Origin of the sequence: Novosphingobium sp. Chol11 (genome assembly GCF_945870625.1) — a bacterium.
Taxonomy (GTDB): domain Bacteria; phylum Pseudomonadota; class Alphaproteobacteria; order Sphingomonadales; family Sphingomonadaceae; genus Novosphingobium.
This window is the reverse complement of sequence record NZ_CAMBTS010000060.1, coordinates 1-17,219: the sequence shown is the minus strand read 5'-3', so window position 1 is coordinate 17,219 and position 17,219 is coordinate 1. Positions and strand designations below refer to the sequence as shown.

At 63.8% G+C, this 17,219-nt stretch carries 17 protein-coding genes, 1 other RNA gene and 2 pseudogenes; 11 read left to right on the top strand and 9 right to left on the bottom strand.

What is annotated here, in order from left to right; translation table 11 throughout:
- A pseudogene (locus Q0O40_RS10455) lies at nt 1-434 on the bottom strand (hypothetical protein); the annotation flags it as partial.
- 109 nt (nt 435-543) lie between these two features.
- Between Q0O40_RS10455 and Q0O40_RS10450 the strand changes: the two are divergent.
- Nucleotides 544-1,203: a TetR/AcrR family transcriptional regulator gene (locus Q0O40_RS10450; protein WP_295529375.1), complete on the top strand. Its 660-nt coding sequence runs from the start codon at nt 544-546 to the stop codon at nt 1,201-1,203.
- Between the two features lie 7 nt (nt 1,204-1,210).
- Here Q0O40_RS10450 and Q0O40_RS10445 read toward each other — a convergent pair whose 3' ends face one another.
- Nucleotides 1,211-1,645, bottom strand: coding sequence for a VOC family protein (locus tag Q0O40_RS10445; RefSeq protein WP_295529373.1), 435 nt, complete (start codon nt 1,643-1,645; stop codon nt 1,211-1,213).
- A 193-nt stretch (nt 1,646-1,838) separates the two neighbouring features.
- Between Q0O40_RS10445 and Q0O40_RS10440 the strand changes: the two genes are divergently transcribed.
- A complete protein-coding gene (locus tag Q0O40_RS10440) occupies nt 1,839-2,522 on the top strand; it encodes an SIMPL domain-containing protein (RefSeq protein ID WP_295529378.1) in 684 nt (227 codons plus the stop codon).
- Nucleotides 2,523-2,868: 346 nt separating this feature from the next.
- Nucleotides 2,869-3,654, top strand: coding sequence for a metallophosphoesterase family protein (locus tag Q0O40_RS10435; RefSeq protein WP_295529371.1), 786 nt, complete (start codon nt 2,869-2,871; stop codon nt 3,652-3,654).
- Here Q0O40_RS10435 and mtgA read toward each other — a convergent pair.
- From mtgA to Q0O40_RS10420, 3 genes are all read right to left on the bottom strand, one after another.
- Nucleotides 3,651-4,379: a monofunctional biosynthetic peptidoglycan transglycosylase gene (gene mtgA / locus Q0O40_RS10430; RefSeq protein ID WP_295529369.1), complete on the bottom strand. Its 729-nt coding sequence runs from the start codon at nt 4,377-4,379 to the stop codon at nt 3,651-3,653. The genes Q0O40_RS10435 and mtgA overlap by 4 nt on opposite strands.
- Before the next feature lie 131 nt (nt 4,380-4,510).
- Nucleotides 4,511-5,428, bottom strand: coding sequence for an RNA polymerase sigma factor RpoH (gene rpoH, locus Q0O40_RS10425; RefSeq protein WP_295529367.1), 918 nt, complete (start codon nt 5,426-5,428; stop codon nt 4,511-4,513).
- Nucleotides 5,429-5,563: 135 nt separating this feature from the next.
- Entirely contained in the window at nt 5,564-6,553 is a 990-nt protein-coding gene (locus Q0O40_RS10420; RefSeq protein ID WP_295529365.1) for an RluA family pseudouridine synthase, read from the bottom strand.
- A gap of 170 nt (nt 6,554-6,723) precedes the next feature.
- On the opposite strand from Q0O40_RS10420, the gene Q0O40_RS10415 reads away from it, so the two are divergent.
- The 7 genes from Q0O40_RS10415 to Q0O40_RS10385 all read left to right on the top strand — a co-directional run bounded on the left by Q0O40_RS10415 (nt 6,724) and on the right by Q0O40_RS10385 (nt 11,526).
- Nucleotides 6,724-7,113 carry a M67 family metallopeptidase gene (locus tag Q0O40_RS10415; protein WP_295529363.1) on the top strand — a complete coding sequence of 130 codons (390 nt, stop codon included), beginning with the start codon at nt 6,724-6,726 and terminating at the stop codon, nt 7,111-7,113.
- A gap of 169 nt (nt 7,114-7,282) precedes the next feature.
- Nucleotides 7,283-7,924: a histidine phosphotransferase family protein gene (locus Q0O40_RS10410; protein ID WP_295529362.1), complete on the top strand. Its 642-nt coding sequence runs from the start codon at nt 7,283-7,285 to the stop codon at nt 7,922-7,924.
- A gap of 12 nt (nt 7,925-7,936) precedes the next feature.
- Nucleotides 7,937-8,641, top strand: coding sequence for an N-acetylmuramoyl-L-alanine amidase (locus tag Q0O40_RS10405; RefSeq protein WP_295529359.1), 705 nt, complete (start codon nt 7,937-7,939; stop codon nt 8,639-8,641).
- Nucleotides 8,642-8,647: 6 nt separating this feature from the next.
- Nucleotides 8,648-9,051: RNase P RNA component class A (rnpB, locus tag Q0O40_RS10400), an RNA gene on the top strand.
- Nucleotides 9,052-9,142: 91 nt separating this feature from the next.
- Nucleotides 9,143-10,069: a cation diffusion facilitator family transporter gene (locus Q0O40_RS10395; protein WP_295529358.1), complete on the top strand. Its 927-nt coding sequence runs from the start codon at nt 9,143-9,145 to the stop codon at nt 10,067-10,069.
- Between the two features lie 195 nt (nt 10,070-10,264).
- The gene (locus Q0O40_RS10390; protein WP_295529376.1) at nt 10,265-10,720 is read left to right on the top strand and encodes a fasciclin domain-containing protein; all 456 of its coding nucleotides are present in this window, start codon (nt 10,265-10,267) and stop codon (nt 10,718-10,720) included.
- Nucleotides 10,721-10,854: 134 nt separating this feature from the next.
- On the top strand, nt 10,855-11,526 hold the full coding sequence (locus tag Q0O40_RS10385; RefSeq protein ID WP_295529356.1) for a superoxide dismutase: 672 nt from the start codon (nt 10,855-10,857) through the stop codon (nt 11,524-11,526).
- Between the two features lie 50 nt (nt 11,527-11,576).
- Here the strand turns inward: Q0O40_RS10385 and clpX are convergent, their stop codons facing one another.
- The gene (gene clpX, locus Q0O40_RS10380) at nt 11,577-12,833 is read right to left on the bottom strand and encodes an ATP-dependent Clp protease ATP-binding subunit ClpX (protein WP_295529354.1); all 1,257 of its coding nucleotides are present in this window, start codon (nt 12,831-12,833) and stop codon (nt 11,577-11,579) included.
- A gap of 147 nt (nt 12,834-12,980) precedes the next feature.
- Nucleotides 12,981-13,697 (bottom strand): ATP-dependent Clp endopeptidase proteolytic subunit ClpP, encoded by a 717-nt coding sequence (gene clpP / locus Q0O40_RS10375; RefSeq protein ID WP_295529352.1) that lies wholly within the window; start codon nt 13,695-13,697, stop codon nt 12,981-12,983.
- A gap of 327 nt (nt 13,698-14,024) precedes the next feature.
- Here clpP and Q0O40_RS10370 point away from each other — a divergent pair, with 327 nt between their 5' ends.
- Entirely contained in the window at nt 14,025-15,488 is a 1,464-nt protein-coding gene (locus tag Q0O40_RS10370; protein ID WP_295529350.1) for an amidase, read from the top strand.
- A 4-nt stretch (nt 15,489-15,492) separates the two neighbouring features.
- On the opposite strand, the gene Q0O40_RS10365 is transcribed toward Q0O40_RS10370, so the two are convergent.
- Nucleotides 15,493-16,308 carry a hypothetical protein gene (locus Q0O40_RS10365; protein ID WP_295529348.1) on the bottom strand — a complete coding sequence of 272 codons (816 nt, stop codon included), beginning with the start codon at nt 16,306-16,308 and terminating at the stop codon, nt 15,493-15,495.
- Between the two features lie 272 nt (nt 16,309-16,580).
- Nucleotides 16,581-17,219: pseudogene (locus Q0O40_RS10360) on the bottom strand (trigger factor); the annotation flags it as partial.

Sequence of the window (17,219 nt, the reverse complement as noted above, 5' to 3'; positions counted from 1 at the left end):
CGCGCCTGCGCTTCGGCGCCTGCGCCTTCGCTGGCCAGCGCGGCATAGCGCTGCGCCGCGCGCGCGGTGCGGTCGCGGTCGGCATCGGCGCGCACGGCGGCGGCGCGGAAGGGATTGGCCTCGATCATGGCCACGAGCGCGCCGCGTGGCAAACGGTCGCCAATATGGACTGGAAAAGCGGCGATCCGGCCGGGCACGCGAAAGGCCAATTGCGCTTCGCGGTCATAGCGCAGGGTTGCGGCAAACGCCGCCGCCGGATCTGCCGGGCCGCTGCTGCCAGACAGCGCGGCGACCCGCTCGGCCTGCACCGGGATCGGCGCGGCGGCGGCATCCGGCGCGGCGGCGTTTGACGCGGGAAGCAGCGCGCTGACCGCAAGCCCTGCCGCGCCGAGCGTTATCAAGGTGGCAACAACTAGGCGACGTTGGGAGACCATGGACTCGAACCTATCAATGATAGCCAATCAATGATAGGTTGACCCCGATCCGTCAAGAGCCCATGATCCATCAGGGAGAGAAACGATCGCGCAGACTTCGGCCACATCCGTGGCGGACGGTGCAATTCCGCCCGAAGCGGCAGATGCGCAGGGCCATCGCGCCCGGCCGGGCAACCGCCGCGACCAGATTCTGGACGCGGCGCTGCAATTGTTTGCGCAAAATGGCATGGCCAATGTCACCACCCGCCAGATTGCGGGGGCTGTCGGCATTTCGCAGCCATCGCTCTATGCCCACTTTCGCAGCGCTGACGAGATCGCCACCGAACTTTGCGTGCGCGCGTTCGATGCGCTGGCGGCGCAGATGAACCAGACCATCGACGGCCCGCAACCGCCGGCGCGGCGGCTGCGCCAGATGGCGCGCGCTTACATTCATTTCGGCATCGACAATCCCGATATGTACCGGGTGGCGTTCATGCTCGACGAAGTGAAGCTCAGCAACGGCTTGACCCCCGGCGCTGATTCGGATCTGGCCGATCCGGCCATGGCGGCGGGCATGCGCTGCTTCGAAGTCATGCAACGCGTGGTCTTCGAACTGATGGATGGCCCGTCAGCGTGCGCCGAGATGACCGCGCAGATGATCTGGGCGCATGTGCACGGACTGACCTCGCTGCTGATCGCCCGGCCCGATTTCCCGTGGGCGGACCGCGACGCGCTGATCGAGGCACATATCAGCTGGGCACCCGATGCCGGGGTTTTCGCCGGGCCATAGGGCCCTGTTACCAGCTGCCGATGTTCTCCATGCTGATCCATGGCTCCGCTGGCGGCAGGTGGCCGTCTTGCAGCAGTTCGATCGAGATGCCATCGGGGGATTTGACGAAGGCCATGTGGCCATCGCGCGGCGGGCGGTGCATCGTATGGCCCGCAGCTATCAACTGGACGCAAGTATCGTAGATATTCTCGACCCGGTATGCGAGGTGGCCAAAGTTGCGCCCGCTGGTATAAACTTCGGCAGAGCCATCCTCGGCCGGCCAGTTGTATGTCAGCTCAACCTCGGCAATCCCCTCGCCGCCCGGCGCGGCCAGAAAGATCAGCGTGAAACGGCCCTTTTCGCTATCAAATCGGCGGACTTCCTTCACCCCGATCAGTTCGAAGAAGGCGATGGTCGCTGCCGGGTCGGTCACGCGAATCATCGAATGCAGAAATTTCGTCACTTAGCGGCTCCTTACGCGTTCAAACTCGGTTCATCGATGAAAATGCACATTTCATCGCGGGATCAACGCCCTTCAGAAAGAACCAGCCATGCCGAATGACAATACGGAGTTCGCCGACGAAACCCAAGCGCTTAGCGGCCGGAGCGGGGACGAGCGGCTTCCCTTTCACCGCACCCATCGCGGCCAGATCACGATGATCAGTTCGGCCATCCTCGCGTTCGGGGTGGTTGTGGGCGGCTACTTGCTCGGCGACGGCCTGCGCCGCTCGCGCGAGGCGGACCGCGCGGTGACGGTGCGCGGTGTCGCCGAAAAGGAGGTGACCGCCGATCTCGCCACCTGGACCATCGCCTATTCCGCCACCGCCCCCGATCTCGCCAGCGCGCAAGCCAGCGTTGATCGCAACAGCCAGGATATCCGCGATTTCTTCGGCGGCCTGGGCTTTGCACCTGATGCGCTGCAGCCCACTGGCGTGAACGTGAGCACAAGCACCGACAACGGCCTCACCCGCTTTACCGTGCGCCAGCGGATGGCGCTGCGCACCACCGATATCAAGCGCGCGCAAGATGCGGTGCGCCGCCAGTTTGATCTGGTGCGGCGCGGGGTCCTGCTCGAGGAAGGCTCCGGCATGGCCTATACGTATACCCAGCTCAACAAGATCAAGCCGCCGATGATCGCCGAGGCGACCCGCGATGCGCGCCGCTCCGCTGAACAGTTCGCCAAGGACAGTGGCACCGGCGTGGGCGGGATCAAGAGCGCCACGCAAGGGTATTTCGAAGTGACCGCGCGCGATGGCGACTCGGGCGGCGGCTGGGGCGTTTCCGATACGCCGTTCAAGAAAGTCCGGGTGGTCACGACGATCGAGTTTTACTTGCGCTGAGCAGCCCCGAAACAGGGCGCAGCGGCGCTTTTGGGCCAATTCTCCTCCGATGGGCGGGTACACGCCACTCTTCATCCCTTTGGATTTGACGCGTGGCGGCCCATCATTTGAATCCAGCAGGCTGATCTCCCAGCAGGCTTATCTGATCGTCAAACTCTGGCTTTTACGTGTCTGCCCAGTGCTTTCGCCTACATGGGCAGACAAGAATATTTAACGAGCCTTGGCACAAATCTGGGCCATCGACCTTAAGTTCAGTTTCGGGACTGTCATTGGCTGACAGGTGTTTTGCCTGACTTGCAATCGCCCGATGCTTATCCATATAAGAAGGCTCAGGTAAAACAAATTGATGCTTAAAAAACTGCGTGCCCTTTTTGATCCACAGCCGGAGGTCGAGCTTAATGCCGCGATCCCTGCGGGCCAGCGGGTTTATGCGATCGGCGATATCCACGGGCGGCGCGATCTGCTCTGCCGCATGATCGCGCAGATCGATCTTGACGACCGTGCGCGCCAGCCTGCTGATACGACGATCATCCTGCTTGGCGATCTGGTGGATCGCGGGCCCGAGAGCCGCGGCGTAATTGCCACTACCCGCGAATGGGCGCAGCGCCGCAACGTCCGCCTGCTTGCTGGCAATCATGAAGAGATGTTTCTCGGCAGCTTTGAGCGTGACGACATCATGCGCGCTTTCCTGCGCCACGGCGGGCGCGAAACCCTGCTCAGCTATCCCATCGACGAGGCGACTTATGGCCGCGTCACGATCGAGGAACTGCGCGCCATCATGCGCGATGTTGTGCCCGAAGAGGATATCGCCTTCATGCGCGCGATGGAGGATCGCATCCAGATCGGGGATTATCTGTTCGTGCATGCCGGCATTCGTCCCGGTGTTCCAGTCGACGAACAGGCTCTGTCCGATCTGCGCTGGATCCGCACCGAGTTCATCAACGATGTTTCGCCGCGCGATTTCGTGGTCGTCCACGGGCACACCATCACCGACAAGCCGGAGATGTCGGCCACGCGCATCGGGCTTGATACCGGCGCGTTCGCATCCGGCAAACTGTCTGCCATCGGGCTGGAAGGAACGGCGCGCTGGCTGATTTCTGCGGTGGGTGAGCCTGATCGCAGCGTGTTCTAGCGATAAACGCAGGCGTCGTATCCGGTGCGCACGGTGTTCACTTGCGCTGCGATCGCATTGCCATGGCGGCGCACTTTGCCGGTCACCCCAGTGACGGCGCGCACTTTGGGCTGGGGGAAGGCGGCGGCAATGCGCGCCGCTTCCACGCGCGAAAGGCGGATCGCGCTCTTGTCGTAATAGCGCTGCGCTGCGGCCTCCGCGCCATATGTGCCAATGCCGGTTTCGGCGACGTTGAGATAGACTTCCAATATCCGCCGCTTGCCCCAGATCGTCTCGATCAGCACGGTAAACCACGCCTCCAATGCTTTGCGCAGATAGCCGCCGCCCTGCCAAAGAAACACGTTCTTGGCGGTTTGCTGGCTGATCGTCGATCCGCCGCGAATGCGTCCGCCGCGCTGGTTGCGCTCGAAGGCCTTCAGGATCGCCTCGTGGTCAAACCCGTTGTGCTCGCAAAACTTGCCGTCCTCGCCCGCAATCGCGGCATCGACCATGTTGCGATCAATCCGCGAAAGCGGCGTCCATTGCTTGGTAAAACCATTGGGATCAAAGATCATCGTCGCCGTCACCGGCACCGGCACGAACTTGTAGATCACCACCAGCGCAGTGCTTAAAAACAGAAAGGCGGCGACCGCGCGCGTGATCGTCCAGGCAATCCGGCTGAACAAGCCGGGGCCGCGCTCTGGTGCAGGGCGCTTGTTCTTCAATTCGTCGTAAAGCGAAGCCATCGCTGCAAACTATGGCGCGCTGCGCCGCATCATGCAATCCATCAGCGCTTGGGCAATGTCCGGCACAGGCCCAAGCCCCTCGCACCCCGGCGCCTCAGGTCATCAAAGCGCTCCGCTCCCCGCGCGCCCATTCAGGCAGGCATCAAGCGCCGGTCGCCCGCAATAGTGCGGATCGCCTTTTGCAGCTTTTCAAACGCGCGCACTTCGATCTGGCGCACCCGTTCACGGCTGACATTGTAGACTTGGCTCAATTCTTCCAGCGTCTTGGGCTCTTCTACCAGACGGCGGTCGGTCAGGATGTGGCGTTCGCGCTCGTTGAGGCTGTCCATCGCCTCGACCAGCAGTTCATGGCGCATGTGCGTCTCTTCGGCGTCGGCGACCATTTCGTCCTGCAATGGCTTGTCGTCGACCAGCCAGTCCTGCCACGAGCCTTCGCCATCCTCGCGCACCGACACGTTCAGGCTGGCATCGCCGCCCATCATCATGCGCCGGTTCATGTTGACCACTTCCTGCTCGGGCACGCCGAGGTCGGTGGCGATCTTGTGCACATCGTCGGGATGAAGATCGGAATCCTCGAACGCTTCGAGGTTCTTCTTCATCCGCCGCAGATTGAAGAACAGCTTCTTCTGCGCGGCGGTGGTGCCCATTTTGACCAGGCTCCACGAGCGCAGGATATATTCCTGGATCGAAGCCTTGATCCACCACATGGCATAAGTGGCCAGGCGAAAGCCGCGATCGGGCTCGAATTTCTTCACGCCCTGCATCAGGCCGATGTTGCCTTCGGAAATCAGCTCGGAGACGGGCAGGCCGTAGCCGCGATAGCCCATGGCGATCTTGGCCACGAGTCGCAAATGGCTCGTAACCAGCTGCGCCGCCGCCTCGCTGTCGCCATGCTCCTGATAGCGCTTGGCCAGCATGTATTCCTGTTCGGGTGCCAGAATCGGAAACTTGCGGATTTCCGAAAGATAGCGGTTGAGACCGGCTTCGCCGCCGAGCGCTGGCACAAGAGCTCTGGATTTCTGCTCACTCACCTGCACGGATCCCTTCATCGTATGGGCCTTCTTTGCATCGACCTTATCATCTTGGCGATCATAATCGGCATCGCCACATCAAGGCCAGATATGAAAACTATTCGGTTTCAAAGCGCAGCCCGTTACAGGTACCCGCGCTCATGTCGTGATCTTTCAGCGTTGACGCGCCAAGCTGGATTTAGGGGCCAAATCAATCGGCCGCCCGCCCAATTCGCGGATAAGCTGCTGTATATCCTCGGGAGGCGCGGCCTGACAGTGGACCCGCTCGCCCGAGATCGGATGGATGAAACCCAGCTCGGCGGCATGAAGCGCTTGCCGGCGAAATTCGAGCCGGGCCAGAATCGGGCGAAGGCGAGGGGGCGCGCGTCCATAAACAGGGTCCCCCAATAAGGCGTGACCAATTGACGCAAGGTGAACGCGCACCTGGTGGGTTCTCCCCGTTTCGAGCCGGCATTCGATCACCGCTGCGCCGTCCAGCGCTTCGATCGTGCGGTAATGCGTCACCGCATGCTTGCCCCGGCCATCTTCGACCAATGCCATTTTCTTGCGGTCATGCTGCGCCCGCGCAATCGCCCCGCGCACGGTGCCCGCCAGCGGGATCGGCACGCCGCCGGTGACGGCAATGTAAGCCCGCTCGATCGAATGATCGGCAAACTGCTTCGCCAGCCCTTCGTGCGCCGCATCGCTTTTGGCCACCACCAGCAGCCCCGAGGTATCCTTGTCGATGCGGTGAACGATCCCCGGGCGCGCCACGCCGCCAATCCCGGAAAGCTGCCCCCGGCAATGATGGAGCAGCGCATTGACCAGCGTGCCATCCAGATTGCCAGCGGCGGGATGCACCACAAGGCCCGCCGGCTTGTTCACCACGATCAGGTGCGCGTCTTCATAAGCCACCACCAGCGCGATATCCTGCGCCGCTGCTGCCGCAGGTGCGGCTTCGGGGACGCGGATGGCAAAGGCGGTGCCCTCGGCCGGCTTGAACGAAGCCTGCGCCGCGATCTTGCCGCCAAGCTCCACCCGTCCCTCGTCCATCAACCCCTTGATCCGCTCGCGCGAGAGGCCCGATGCATCGGCCAGCGCCCGGTCGAGCCGCAGGCCGCCAGTGGGAATTGTGCCCTCGATGATCGTGTCAGTTCCCCCCATGTGTTGGATATGGGCATGCAGGGTTTGGGCGGCAAGAGCCGCTTCTGCATCCTTCGACAAGCTCAGGATGAGCGGGGTTGGGCGCAAACAAGCGCGTAAACTCAGAAGAAAACAAAACCGCTCATGCTGAACTTGTCGAAGCAGCCTGCGCGACGCTAGACCGAAGCGCAATGACCTTCGCCGAAACCGCCTATGCCGCCATCATGGAGGCCGCCGCCCGCGCCGCGCCAAACGAAGCCTGCGGCATCCTCCTTGGCCATGGCACCCGCATCCTCACCGCGCTTCCCGCCGCCAATGTCCATCCCGAACCGCTGCGCCATTTCGAAATCGATCCTGCCATGCTGATCGCCGCGCACAAGGCGGCGCGCGCGGGCGGGCCTGCGGTTCTTGGCTATTTCCATTCGCACCCCAATGGCGTGGCCCGGCCCTCGGCCACCGACCGCGCCAGCGCCTCTGGCGACGGGCGCGTGTGGGCGATCGCGGCGGCGGGCGAGGTTTCCTTGTGGCGCGATGGCCCGTCAGGGTTCGAACCGCTTTCCTACGCGCTCGATGACGGGTAAGGCTGCGTATTGATGATGACACGTGCGCCTTTGAAATTCCGCTCGGCAAGCCGCATAAAGTCTCAAAATGGGACGCGGGAAGGGGGCACGAGTTTCGCCATCTGGACTGTGTCAACTATGTCAACTTCGCCCCAAACAGGGACTCCAGCCAGACCATGACCACCGCATCATGACCACCGCCTCGCTCGACCTTGCCAGCCTGCTGTGCTCGCGCTTGTGCCACGATCTGCTCAGCCCGGTCGGCGCGCTTTCCAACGGGCTTGAACTGCTCGCCGATGAAAAAGACCCGTCGATGCGGCAGAAGTGCTTCGAATTGCTGGAGCAGAGCGCCAAGATATCGACCGACAAGCTGCGCTTTTTCAGGCTGGCGTTCGGCGCGGCGGGCGGCTTTGGCGAAATGGTGCCGATCGAGGAGCCCAAGGGGCTGATCGATGCGCTGGTGGGCAACAATGGCCGGATTACTGCGAACTGGTCGCTGGGCGGCGATGCCCTGCCCAAGCCAGCGGTGAAAGTGCTGCTCAATCTGGCGCTGATCGGGATCGAGGCGCTGGTGCGCGGCGGCACGCTCGATATCGCGGCAGAGGCGAAGGGCGGGATCAGCGAGATCGTCGTGCGCGCCATCGGGGCGCGGGTGGTGTTCGATCCGGTAATCGGCCAGGCGCTGGATGGCACCCTGCCTCCTGCCGAACTTTCCAGCCGCACCGCGCCTGCGGTGATGATCCAGCAACTCGCCGCCAGCGCGGGCGGCGGTCTGCAGGTTCACAACGGGGCCGATGCGCTGGTCATGGGCGCGGTGCTGCCCACCACCTGAGGGGGCCGTGCCATGATCGACTGGCTGGTGAACCGCGAGGTTCCCTCTCCCAACTGGAACGAGCGGCTGTTGCCCGTCTCGATGGTGGTGATTCATTACACCGGCATGCAGACCGCCGCCGAGGCATTGGAGCGGATGTGCGATCCGGCCGCCGAAGTTTCGGCGCATTACATGATCGACGAGGATGGCACCGTCACCCGGCTGGTCAGCGAGGACAAGCGAGCGTGGCATGCGGGGCGCTCGTCGTGGCGCGGGATCACCGATATCAATTCGGCCAGCGTCGGCATCGAGCTGGTCAATCCGGGGCACGAATGGGGCTACCGCCCGTTTCCCGACGCGCAAATGGATGCGCTGCTGCCCTTGCTCGCCGATATCATCGATCGCCACGATATCCCGCGCGCCAATGTCGTGGGCCATTCGGATATTGCGCCAGCGCGCAAGCAGGATCCGGGCGAGCTGTTCGATTGGGACCGGCTGGCGCAATTGCGGCTGGCGCTGGCCAAGCCCAAGCTTGCCATCCGGCTGGTCTGGGATAACGACAGCGCGTTCTATCTGGCGCTCGAGCGGTTTGGTTACGACATCACCGATCGTGCGGCGGCGGTCCGGGCCTTTGAGCGTCGCTGGAGGCCCCACCGCATCACCGGCGAGCCGGATGGGCAGACCGGCGCGCTTTTGTTCGAGCTGCTGTTGGAACGCGACATGGGCCATGCTAGGTAGGCACCGCCAGGGGGCCGGGCAGCCGCGCTATCGCAAGATGTCGAGGAAAGTCCGGGCTCCACGAAACAAGGGTGGCGGGTAACGCCCGCCGAGGGCAACCTCAGGGAAAGTGCCACAGAGAGCAGACCGCTAACCCCGGTGAAAGCCGGGACAGCAAGGGTGAAAGGGTGCGGCAAGAGCGCACCGCGCGACTGGCAACAGAAGCGGCATGGCAAACCCCACCCGGAGCAAGACCGAATAGGGGCTGCGCGCTCTTCGGAGCAGGCTGGTTTTGGGCCAGCAGCCCGGGTTGGTTGCTTGAGCGCGCCCGGCAACGGGCCGCCTAGAGGAATGGCTGCCCTCACCGATACGGTCCCTTTCTCGGGAAACCGCCGGTGAGACAGAACCCGGCTTACAGGCCCCCTGGCATTTTCGCGGCACACCCGCGCAGCGGCGCAGCCCGGGGGCGCGCCGCTGCTTAAAGCGTTTTCCTACCAACGCCGTAGCGGCTACTGAGCGTGAATGTCGGGCACCCACCATCACCATCACGATCATCACCATCCCGCGCCGGCCACTTTCGGGCTGGCCTTCGCCATCGGCATTGCGCTGAACGGGGGCTTTGTGCTGCTCGAGGGCGGTTACGGCATCCTCTCCGGCTCGATGGCGCTGGTGGCAGACGCGGGGCACAATCTCTCCGATGTGCTCGGCCTGGTCATCGCTTATGGTGCCAGCGTGCTGGCAGCGCGCGCGCCCACGGCGCGGTTCACGTATGGTTTCAAGGCGAGCTCGATCCTTGCCGCGCTGATCAACGCCAGCCTTCTGCTCGTGGCGCTTGGCGCGATCCTGGTCGAGACTTTGCGCCGCCTGTTCGATCCCGCGCCGGTCATGGGCGGGCCGATCATGGCCATCGCCGCGATCGGCATCGTGATCAACACGGTCACCGCGCTGATGTTCATGCGCGGCCGCCACCATGACATCAACATTCGCGGCGCCTATCTTCATATGGCCGCCGATGCGGCGGTTTCGGCGGGTGTGGTGGTCGCCGGCTTGCTGATCATGCTCACCGGTTGGCACTGGATCGATCCGCTCACCAGCCTGCTGATCGTCGGGGTGATTGGCTATGGCACGTGGGATCTGCTGAGCAGCGCGCTCAAGATGGGGCTGCAAGCTGTGCCCGCCGCGATCGATGAGCGGGCGGTGCAGGAATTTCTCTGCGCCCGCCCGGGGGTCCGCGCGGTGCATGATCTGCACATCTGGCCGATGAGCACGACCGAAACCGCGCTGACCGCGCACCTCGTCATCCCGGCGGGGCACCCCGGCGATGCCTTCCTCCATGCTTTGGCGCACGAACTGGAACATGATTTCGGCGTGCATCACACCACCTTCCAGATCGAGACCGAAGGCCATGATTGCCATGGCTGCGAGATGCGGCTGATCAAGGCCGCCTGACCCCCAGATCGGGCGGGCCGCGGTGACATGGCCCTAAGGGCACGGAACCGGACGCACCGAGTATGGTTAATGGCACCGGGGATTGGGGGCTGATTCGCCAAACTCTGGAGATTGATCATGGTTCGTAAAAATATTGCCGTCCTCGCTTTCGCTGCCGTGCTGCTCGCTGGTTCATCGCCGGTCCTTGCCGAGCCGATGGCTGCCAGCCAGACCATCGTTGGAGCAGCGATCGCTTCCAAGGATCACACGACGCTGGTCGCTGCGGTCAAAGCCGCTGATCTGGTCGATACGCTGAACAGCGCGGGGCCGTTCACGGTGTTCGCGCCGACCAATGCCGCCTTTGCCAAGCTGCCTGCCGGCACGGTGGAAACGCTGCTGAAGCCGGAAAACAAGGCCACGCTTGCCAAGATCCTGACCTATCATGTGGTTGCGGGCAAAGTGTCTGCGGCGCAGCTGGTCGGCATGATCAACGCAGGAGGCGGTAAAGCCGTGTTGACGACCGTGGCAGGCGGCAAGCTCACTGCTTCGATCATGGGCTCGTCGGTGATGCTCGCCGATGAAAAGGGCGGCATGGCCACGGTGATCGCGGCGGATCTGATGGAAAGCAACGGCGTCATCCACGTCACCGACGCGGTCTCGCTGCCCAACTAAGCCGCGCAAGCGACGCGACGAAGGGACGGGCAGGCCATGCGGTCTGCCCGTCCTGTTTTGCATAAAGCCAGACTGGACAGCGCGCCAATCCCTGCGATGATCGCGCCAGAAATCTCAGGAGCCTTCCCATGCAGATGAACCGCAGAACAGCGCTCACCGCAGCTGCAACGCTCACCGCAGCCACCGCTTTGCCGTCGCCGGGCCGCGCGCAGACCGCGCCCTTTGCGCCAACCCCGGTGGCATTCGATGCCTCGCTTGTGCCCGGCCTCTCGGCCAAGATGCTGAACAGCCACCACGACAACAATTATGTCGGCGCGGTGAAGCGGCTGGGCGCGATCAAGGCCGATTTTGCCAAGCTCGATCCCGCCACCGCGCCGGGCTTTGTGATCAACGGGCTGAAGCGCGAAGAATTGCTCGCGTGGAATTCGATGATCCTCCACGAAATCTATTTCTCCAGCCTCGGCCAACCGATCGCGCCCGGCAAAGCGCTGGCACAAGCGATCGAGCGCGATTTCGGCAGCCAGACCAAATGGGCCGCAGAGTTTACCGCGATGGGCCGCGCATTGGGCGGCGGTTCTGGCTGGGTGCTACTGCAATGGTCACCGCACGATGGCCGTCTTACCAACCAGTGGGCCAACGATCACACGATGACCTTGGCAGGCGGCACGCCGATCCTCGCCATGGACATGTACGAACACGCCTATCAGATGGACTTCGGCGCGAAGGCGGCGGCGTATGTCGATGCCTACATGGCGGCGACCAACTGGGCGGCGGCGGATGCGCGGTTTGCCAAGGTTTTAGCCTAGGCGGCCTCTCAATCCTCCCCCTTCCGGCGGAAGGGGGAGGATCAGAAAACTCAGGCCGCCTGTTCCTTGCTCTCGTGCACTTGCACGGGTTCCTTGCGGCCGTCGACCACGTCCTTGTCGACCACGACCTCGGAAACGCCTTCGAGCGTGGGCAAGTCGAACATCGTATCGAGCAGCAAACCCTCGACGATCGAGCGCAGCCCGCGTGCGCCGGTCTTGCGCTCGATGGCGCGCTTGGCGATTGCTTCCAGCGCGTCGTCGGTGAAGGTGAGGGCGACGTCTTCCAGCTCGAACAGGCGCTGGTATTGCTTTATCAGCGCGTTCTTGGGTTCCTTCAGGATCTTCACCAGCGCTTCGATATCCAGATCGTTGAGCGTGGCGATCACCGGCAAGCGACCGACGAATTCGGGGATCAGGCCGAACTTGAGCAGATCCTCAGGCTCGGCCTTTTGCAGCAGCTCGCCCACTTTGCGCTTGTCGGGATCGGCGACATGCGCGCCAAAGCCGATCGAGCGCTTTTGCAGGCGGTCGGAGATGATCTTGTCGAGCCCGGCGAACGCGCCGCCGCAGATGAACAGGATGTTGGTGGTGTCCACCTGCAGGAATTCCTGCTGCGGATGCTTGCGCCCGCCCTGCGGCGGAACGCTAGCGGTGGTGCCTTCCATCAGCTTGAGCAGCGCCTGCTGCACGCCTTCGCCCGAGACATCGCGCGTGATCGAGGGGTTCTCCGCCTTGCGGCTGATCTTGTCGATCTCGTCGATATAAACGATGCCGTGCTGCGCCTTTTCGACGTTGTAGTCCGACGACTGGAGCAGCTTTAGGATGATGTTCTCGACATCCTCGCCGACATAGCCGGCCTCGGTCAAGGTGGTGGCATCGGCCATCGTGAAGGGCACGTCGAACGTGCGCGCGAGCGTCTGCGCCAGCAGCGTCTTGCCCGAACCGGTCGGGCCGACGAGCAGGATGTTCGACTTCGAAAGCTCGACCTCGCCGCCCTTGCCGCTGTGCTTCAGGCGCTTGTAGTGGTTGTGCACCGCCACCGAGAGCACACGCTTGGCGCGGTCCTGCCCGATCACATAATCGTTGAGCGTGGCATAGATATCGCGCGGCGTGGGCACCCCGCCGTCTTTCTTGCCCGCCAGACCAGCCTTGGTTTCTTCGCGGATGATGTCGTTGCACAGCTCGACGCATTCATCGCAGATGAACACGGTTGGCCCTGCGATGAGCTTGCGCACCTCGTGCTGCGATTTGCCGCAGAAGCTGCAATAGAGCGTGCTCTTGGTATCAGATCCGGAAAGCTTGGTCATTCTTCGATCCTTGGCGCCGCTTTGCCAGCGGCGATCCCGGTTATCCTACTACCCCAAGGGCATTAATCAACCGGGCACGATAACGGCAAATAAATCCCTAGATTGCCGAGCGTTTGCTGGCGCAAACTCCCGGCAATCAGGCAGAAATCAGGGCGTTGGCGCGCCGCCCGATCCTTCTTCGATCCCGGTCTGGTCCGAAGGCGGACGCGATTCGAACACGCGGTCGACGATCCCGAAGGCTTTGGCTTCTTCGGCTTCGAGGAAGGTGTCGCGGTCCATCGCCTTTTCGATCTCGTCGAGCGGCTTGCCGGTGAACTTGGCGTAGAGGTCGTTCATCCGCCTGCGGATGCGCAGGATTTCGCGGGCTTGAATCTCGATGTCGGAGGCCATGCCGCGCGTCCCGCCCGACGGCTGGTGCACCATGATCCGCGCATTGGGCAGCGCGATGCGCATGCCCGGCTCGCCCGCCGCGAGCAGGAAGCTGCCCATAGAAGCGGCCTGGCCGATGCAGACCGTCGATACCTTCGGCCGGATATACTGCATGGTATCGTAAATCGCCATGCCCGCAGTGATCACCCCGCCCGGCGAGTTGATATACATCGAGATATCCTTGGCCGGATTTTCCGACTCGAGGAACAAAAGCTGCGCCACGATAAGCGAGGCCATGTTGTCCTCTACTTCGCCGGTGACGAAAACGATTCGCTCGCGCAGCAGGCGCGAGAAGATATCGAAGCTGCGTTCACCGCGGCTGGTCTGCTCGACCACCACCGGCACCAGCGCCCCGGTCACCGGGTCGCCAGTCGCCGGATTAAACGTGCGCGATCCATAAACAGATGCGCCCGAAGCGCCAAACAGGTCCTGCATATATCCCTCTTGATTTTGATGGGCCTATGTTGCGTGCCACAGCCCGATGTTCAAGGGCGTTAACCCATTGTGGGGGGGATTGCGTGGCCACATTTCTGTTTGCCACGTGCAAATGATGCAATCGCGCCAGATGGCGGCCAACCTTTTTGAGGATAGGCCGCGCCTGTGCGCCAAGGTTGCGGCGAACTTTGCTGCAGGCGACGCCTGATCGCGCACTTGCCCGATAGGCGTATGGCGTCCGCCGCTTTTCCCTGACCTTAGAAGGGCCTTGTCTTGCGGCGCACTGCGGCGCAGCTTTGGCGCACGTCATTCTTGGGGGGCAATCGCATGCGCATTCTTTTGGGCACTTTGCTGGCCGCTGCCACATGGGCCGGGCCTGCCTGCGCGCAGGAAAGCGTCTCTACTTATCTTGCGCGCATCGCCGCGATTGATGACGCGGGGCCGAAACTCAACGCGGTGATCGTGACCAATCCCGCTGCGCTGGCCGCTGAAAAAGCGGCGCGCGGCGTCGCAGGGCCGCTGGCGGGCAAGGCGATTCTGGTCAAAGACAATATCGAGACCAAGGACGCGATGGCGACCACGGCGGGCAGCCTCGCGCTCAAGGACAACGTGACCGGGCGCGATGCCCCGTTCATCGCGGCGTTGCGCGCGGCGGGCGTGGTCATCCTGGGCAAGACCAATCTTTCCGAATGGGCCAACATCCGCTCTGGCGCGTCATCGAGCGGGTGGAGCGGCGTTGGCGGGCAGACCAAGAACCCACACGCGCTCGATCGCTCGCCGTGCGGATCGTCCTCGGGCAGCGGCGCGGCGATTGCCGCCGGGCTGGCCTGGGCGGCAATCGGCAGCGAGACCGACGGCTCGATCACCTGCCCCGCCTCGGTCAATGGCATTGTCGGGTTCAAGCCCACAGTCGGCCTCGTCAGTCGCACCCATGTCGCGCCGATCAGCCACAGCCAGGATACCGTTGGCCCGATGACCACCAGTGTGCGCGATGCCGCGCTGATGCTCACCGTGATGGCGGGCAGCGATGCGGCCGATCCCGCCACCGCCGAGGCCGATGCCCGCAAGGGCGATTATGCCGCAGGGCTTGCCGCCGCCAGCCTCAAGGGGGTGCGCATCGGCGTGCTGCGCAAGCAGGCAGGCACGCATCCGGGGCTCATCGCGCTGTTCGATGCCGCGCTGGCCGATCTCAAGCGGGCGGGCGCGCAGCTGGTCGAAATATCGGTCGATTTTCCGCCCGAAATGGGCCGCGATGAATATGCCGTCCTGCTCTATGAGCTGCGCAGCGATCTCGGCGCCTATCTGCGCGCGCTGCCCGGCAAGCCGCCGATCCGCAGCCTGGCCGATGCCATCGCCTTCAACAAGGCGAACCCGGCCGAACTGCGCTGGTTCGGGCAGGATACTTTCGAAGAAGCGGAGGCCATGACCGACGAGGCGGTTTACCAGAAAGCGCGCGAGAATTCGCTGCGACTCGCGGGGCGCGAGGGGATCGACAAGTTGCTGGCCGAGCACCGCGTCTCGTTCCTCGTCGCGCCGATCGGCGCGCCGGCATGGCCGATCGATCTGGTCACCGGCGATCACAGCATCGATGCGGGCGCGGGCAATCTGGCGGCGATTGCGGGCTATCCGCATCTCAGCGTGCCGATGGGCGCAGTCGAAGGCCTGCCCGTCGGGCTGTCGATCATGGGTGCCAAATGGGACGATGCCCGCGTGCTGAATGCGGGCGCGGCTTATGAACGCGCACGCACCGCAGTGCTGGCCAAACCTAGCCTCAAGCGCTGGGGCGAATAACCCCTCAGCGTTGTTGCTGGCGCAGCGCTTCGAGCGCTTCGAGCTGGCTTTGCATCGCCGCTTTGCGCAGATCGGAGGCATAGAGCTGCGCGTATTGTTCGCGCATCTTGTGTCGCCGCGCCGACCAGCGCGCGAGCCGCCGACCCGAGTCGCGCAAGAGAAAGGCGATCATGTCGACAAGGCCTTGCCGCCGCGCCGGAACCAGGGACCGCGATCGCGGCAGGGGGACATCTGCCGCGAGGGGAGGAGGTGCGGTCACGAGGGGTTCGGGCGCGGACGGCAAGAGGAAGGCGGGCGCGGACTGCGGAGCAGGCTCAGGGGCGAGTTCGGGCTCCAGTTCGGGCAAACGAGCGGCAACTGGCATGGGCGCGGGCGCAGCGCTGATGCCGCCGCAGTTTTCAAGAGCCGCGACCACGCACGGGACCGGCTGCGTCGCCTCGCCCGCGGGCTGGGGGGCGGGTGAAGGTATAGGAGCGAGGGGCAGGGCGGCTGGCAGAATGGCTGGCAGAGCGGCAGGCTGGGGGGAGGCTTCGGCCGATGCTAGGATCGGCGGCTGCGCCTTGGGCGAGGCTGCCTTGCGCGCCTGCTCCGCTGCCGCCAGGCGCAGCGCGGCCTTGCGGGCCTTCTTGCCCTTGGCACGGCGGGCACTTTGGGCATCGCCGGGGCGCGCCGGGCCCAGCGCGGCGGCAGGCGTTGCTTGCGGATCGTCGGCGGGGCTTGCTGGTTCGGACGGGAAAGGCGGCGCGTTGATCGCGTGCTGCGGTCCGGGCAGGATTAGGTCGCGGGGGAAGGCGGGCGGCGTTCCAGCGCTACGCAGCATGAACTCCTGCTCCTGCCGGGCCGACCGGCCGGCCGGCGGGGGCTGATGCGTTTTGGAGACGTGCTGACGCGAAGCTCTGCGATTGCGTGCGACGTGCATTGGGGTTCCCTCCAGGGTTCCTTGCTGCCCGATTCTCTCACAGCGCGATTCGCCAAGGCAATCCGTTTGCCCGCTTAGCAATGCTACGAGGAGCGCATCAGAAAGGTGCGCCCCTTGCGAGACGCACCTTTCTGAATTCGCTCAAGAAATTCCGCGCGGTGCGGACAAAACGATCAGGCTTCTTCCACCTTCTTCTTGGCAGCGGCCTTCTTCTTTGGCGCAGGGCTGGCCTCGGCCCCATCCGCAGCGGACTCTGCCGCAGGGGCAACCTCTTTCTTTTTGGCGGGCGACTTCTTGGCCGGCTTGGCGCTTTCCGCATCCGCTTCGGTCGGCGCGGTTTCTACAGCCGCTTCCGGCTCGGCATCGGCCTTGGCCTTCTTGGCCGCCTTCTTCTTCGACTCGGGCGCGGATTTCACTTCGGCGGGCACGCCGTTTTCATCCGCTTCGATCGCAGCCTGCAATTCCTCGCGGGTCACTTCGCGGGTGGATACTTCGGCCTTGTCGAACAGGAAGTCGACGACCTTATCCTCATAAAGCGGCGCGCGCAGCTGCGCGGCGGCCAGCGGGTCCGAACGGATATACTCGGCAAAGCGCTGGCGATCTTCCTCGCGGTATTGCTGCGCGGCCTGCCGTGTCAGCATGTCCATTTCCTGCGCGGTAACCGCCACGCCGTTGGCCTGGCCGATTTCCGACAGGAGCAGGCCGAGGCGCACGCGGCGCTCGGCGATCTTCCGATAATCGTCCTGTTCGGCCTCGATCTCCTTCAGCGCCTCCTCAGCGTTCGCTTCGCTCTCGGCCTCGCGCTTCAGCTG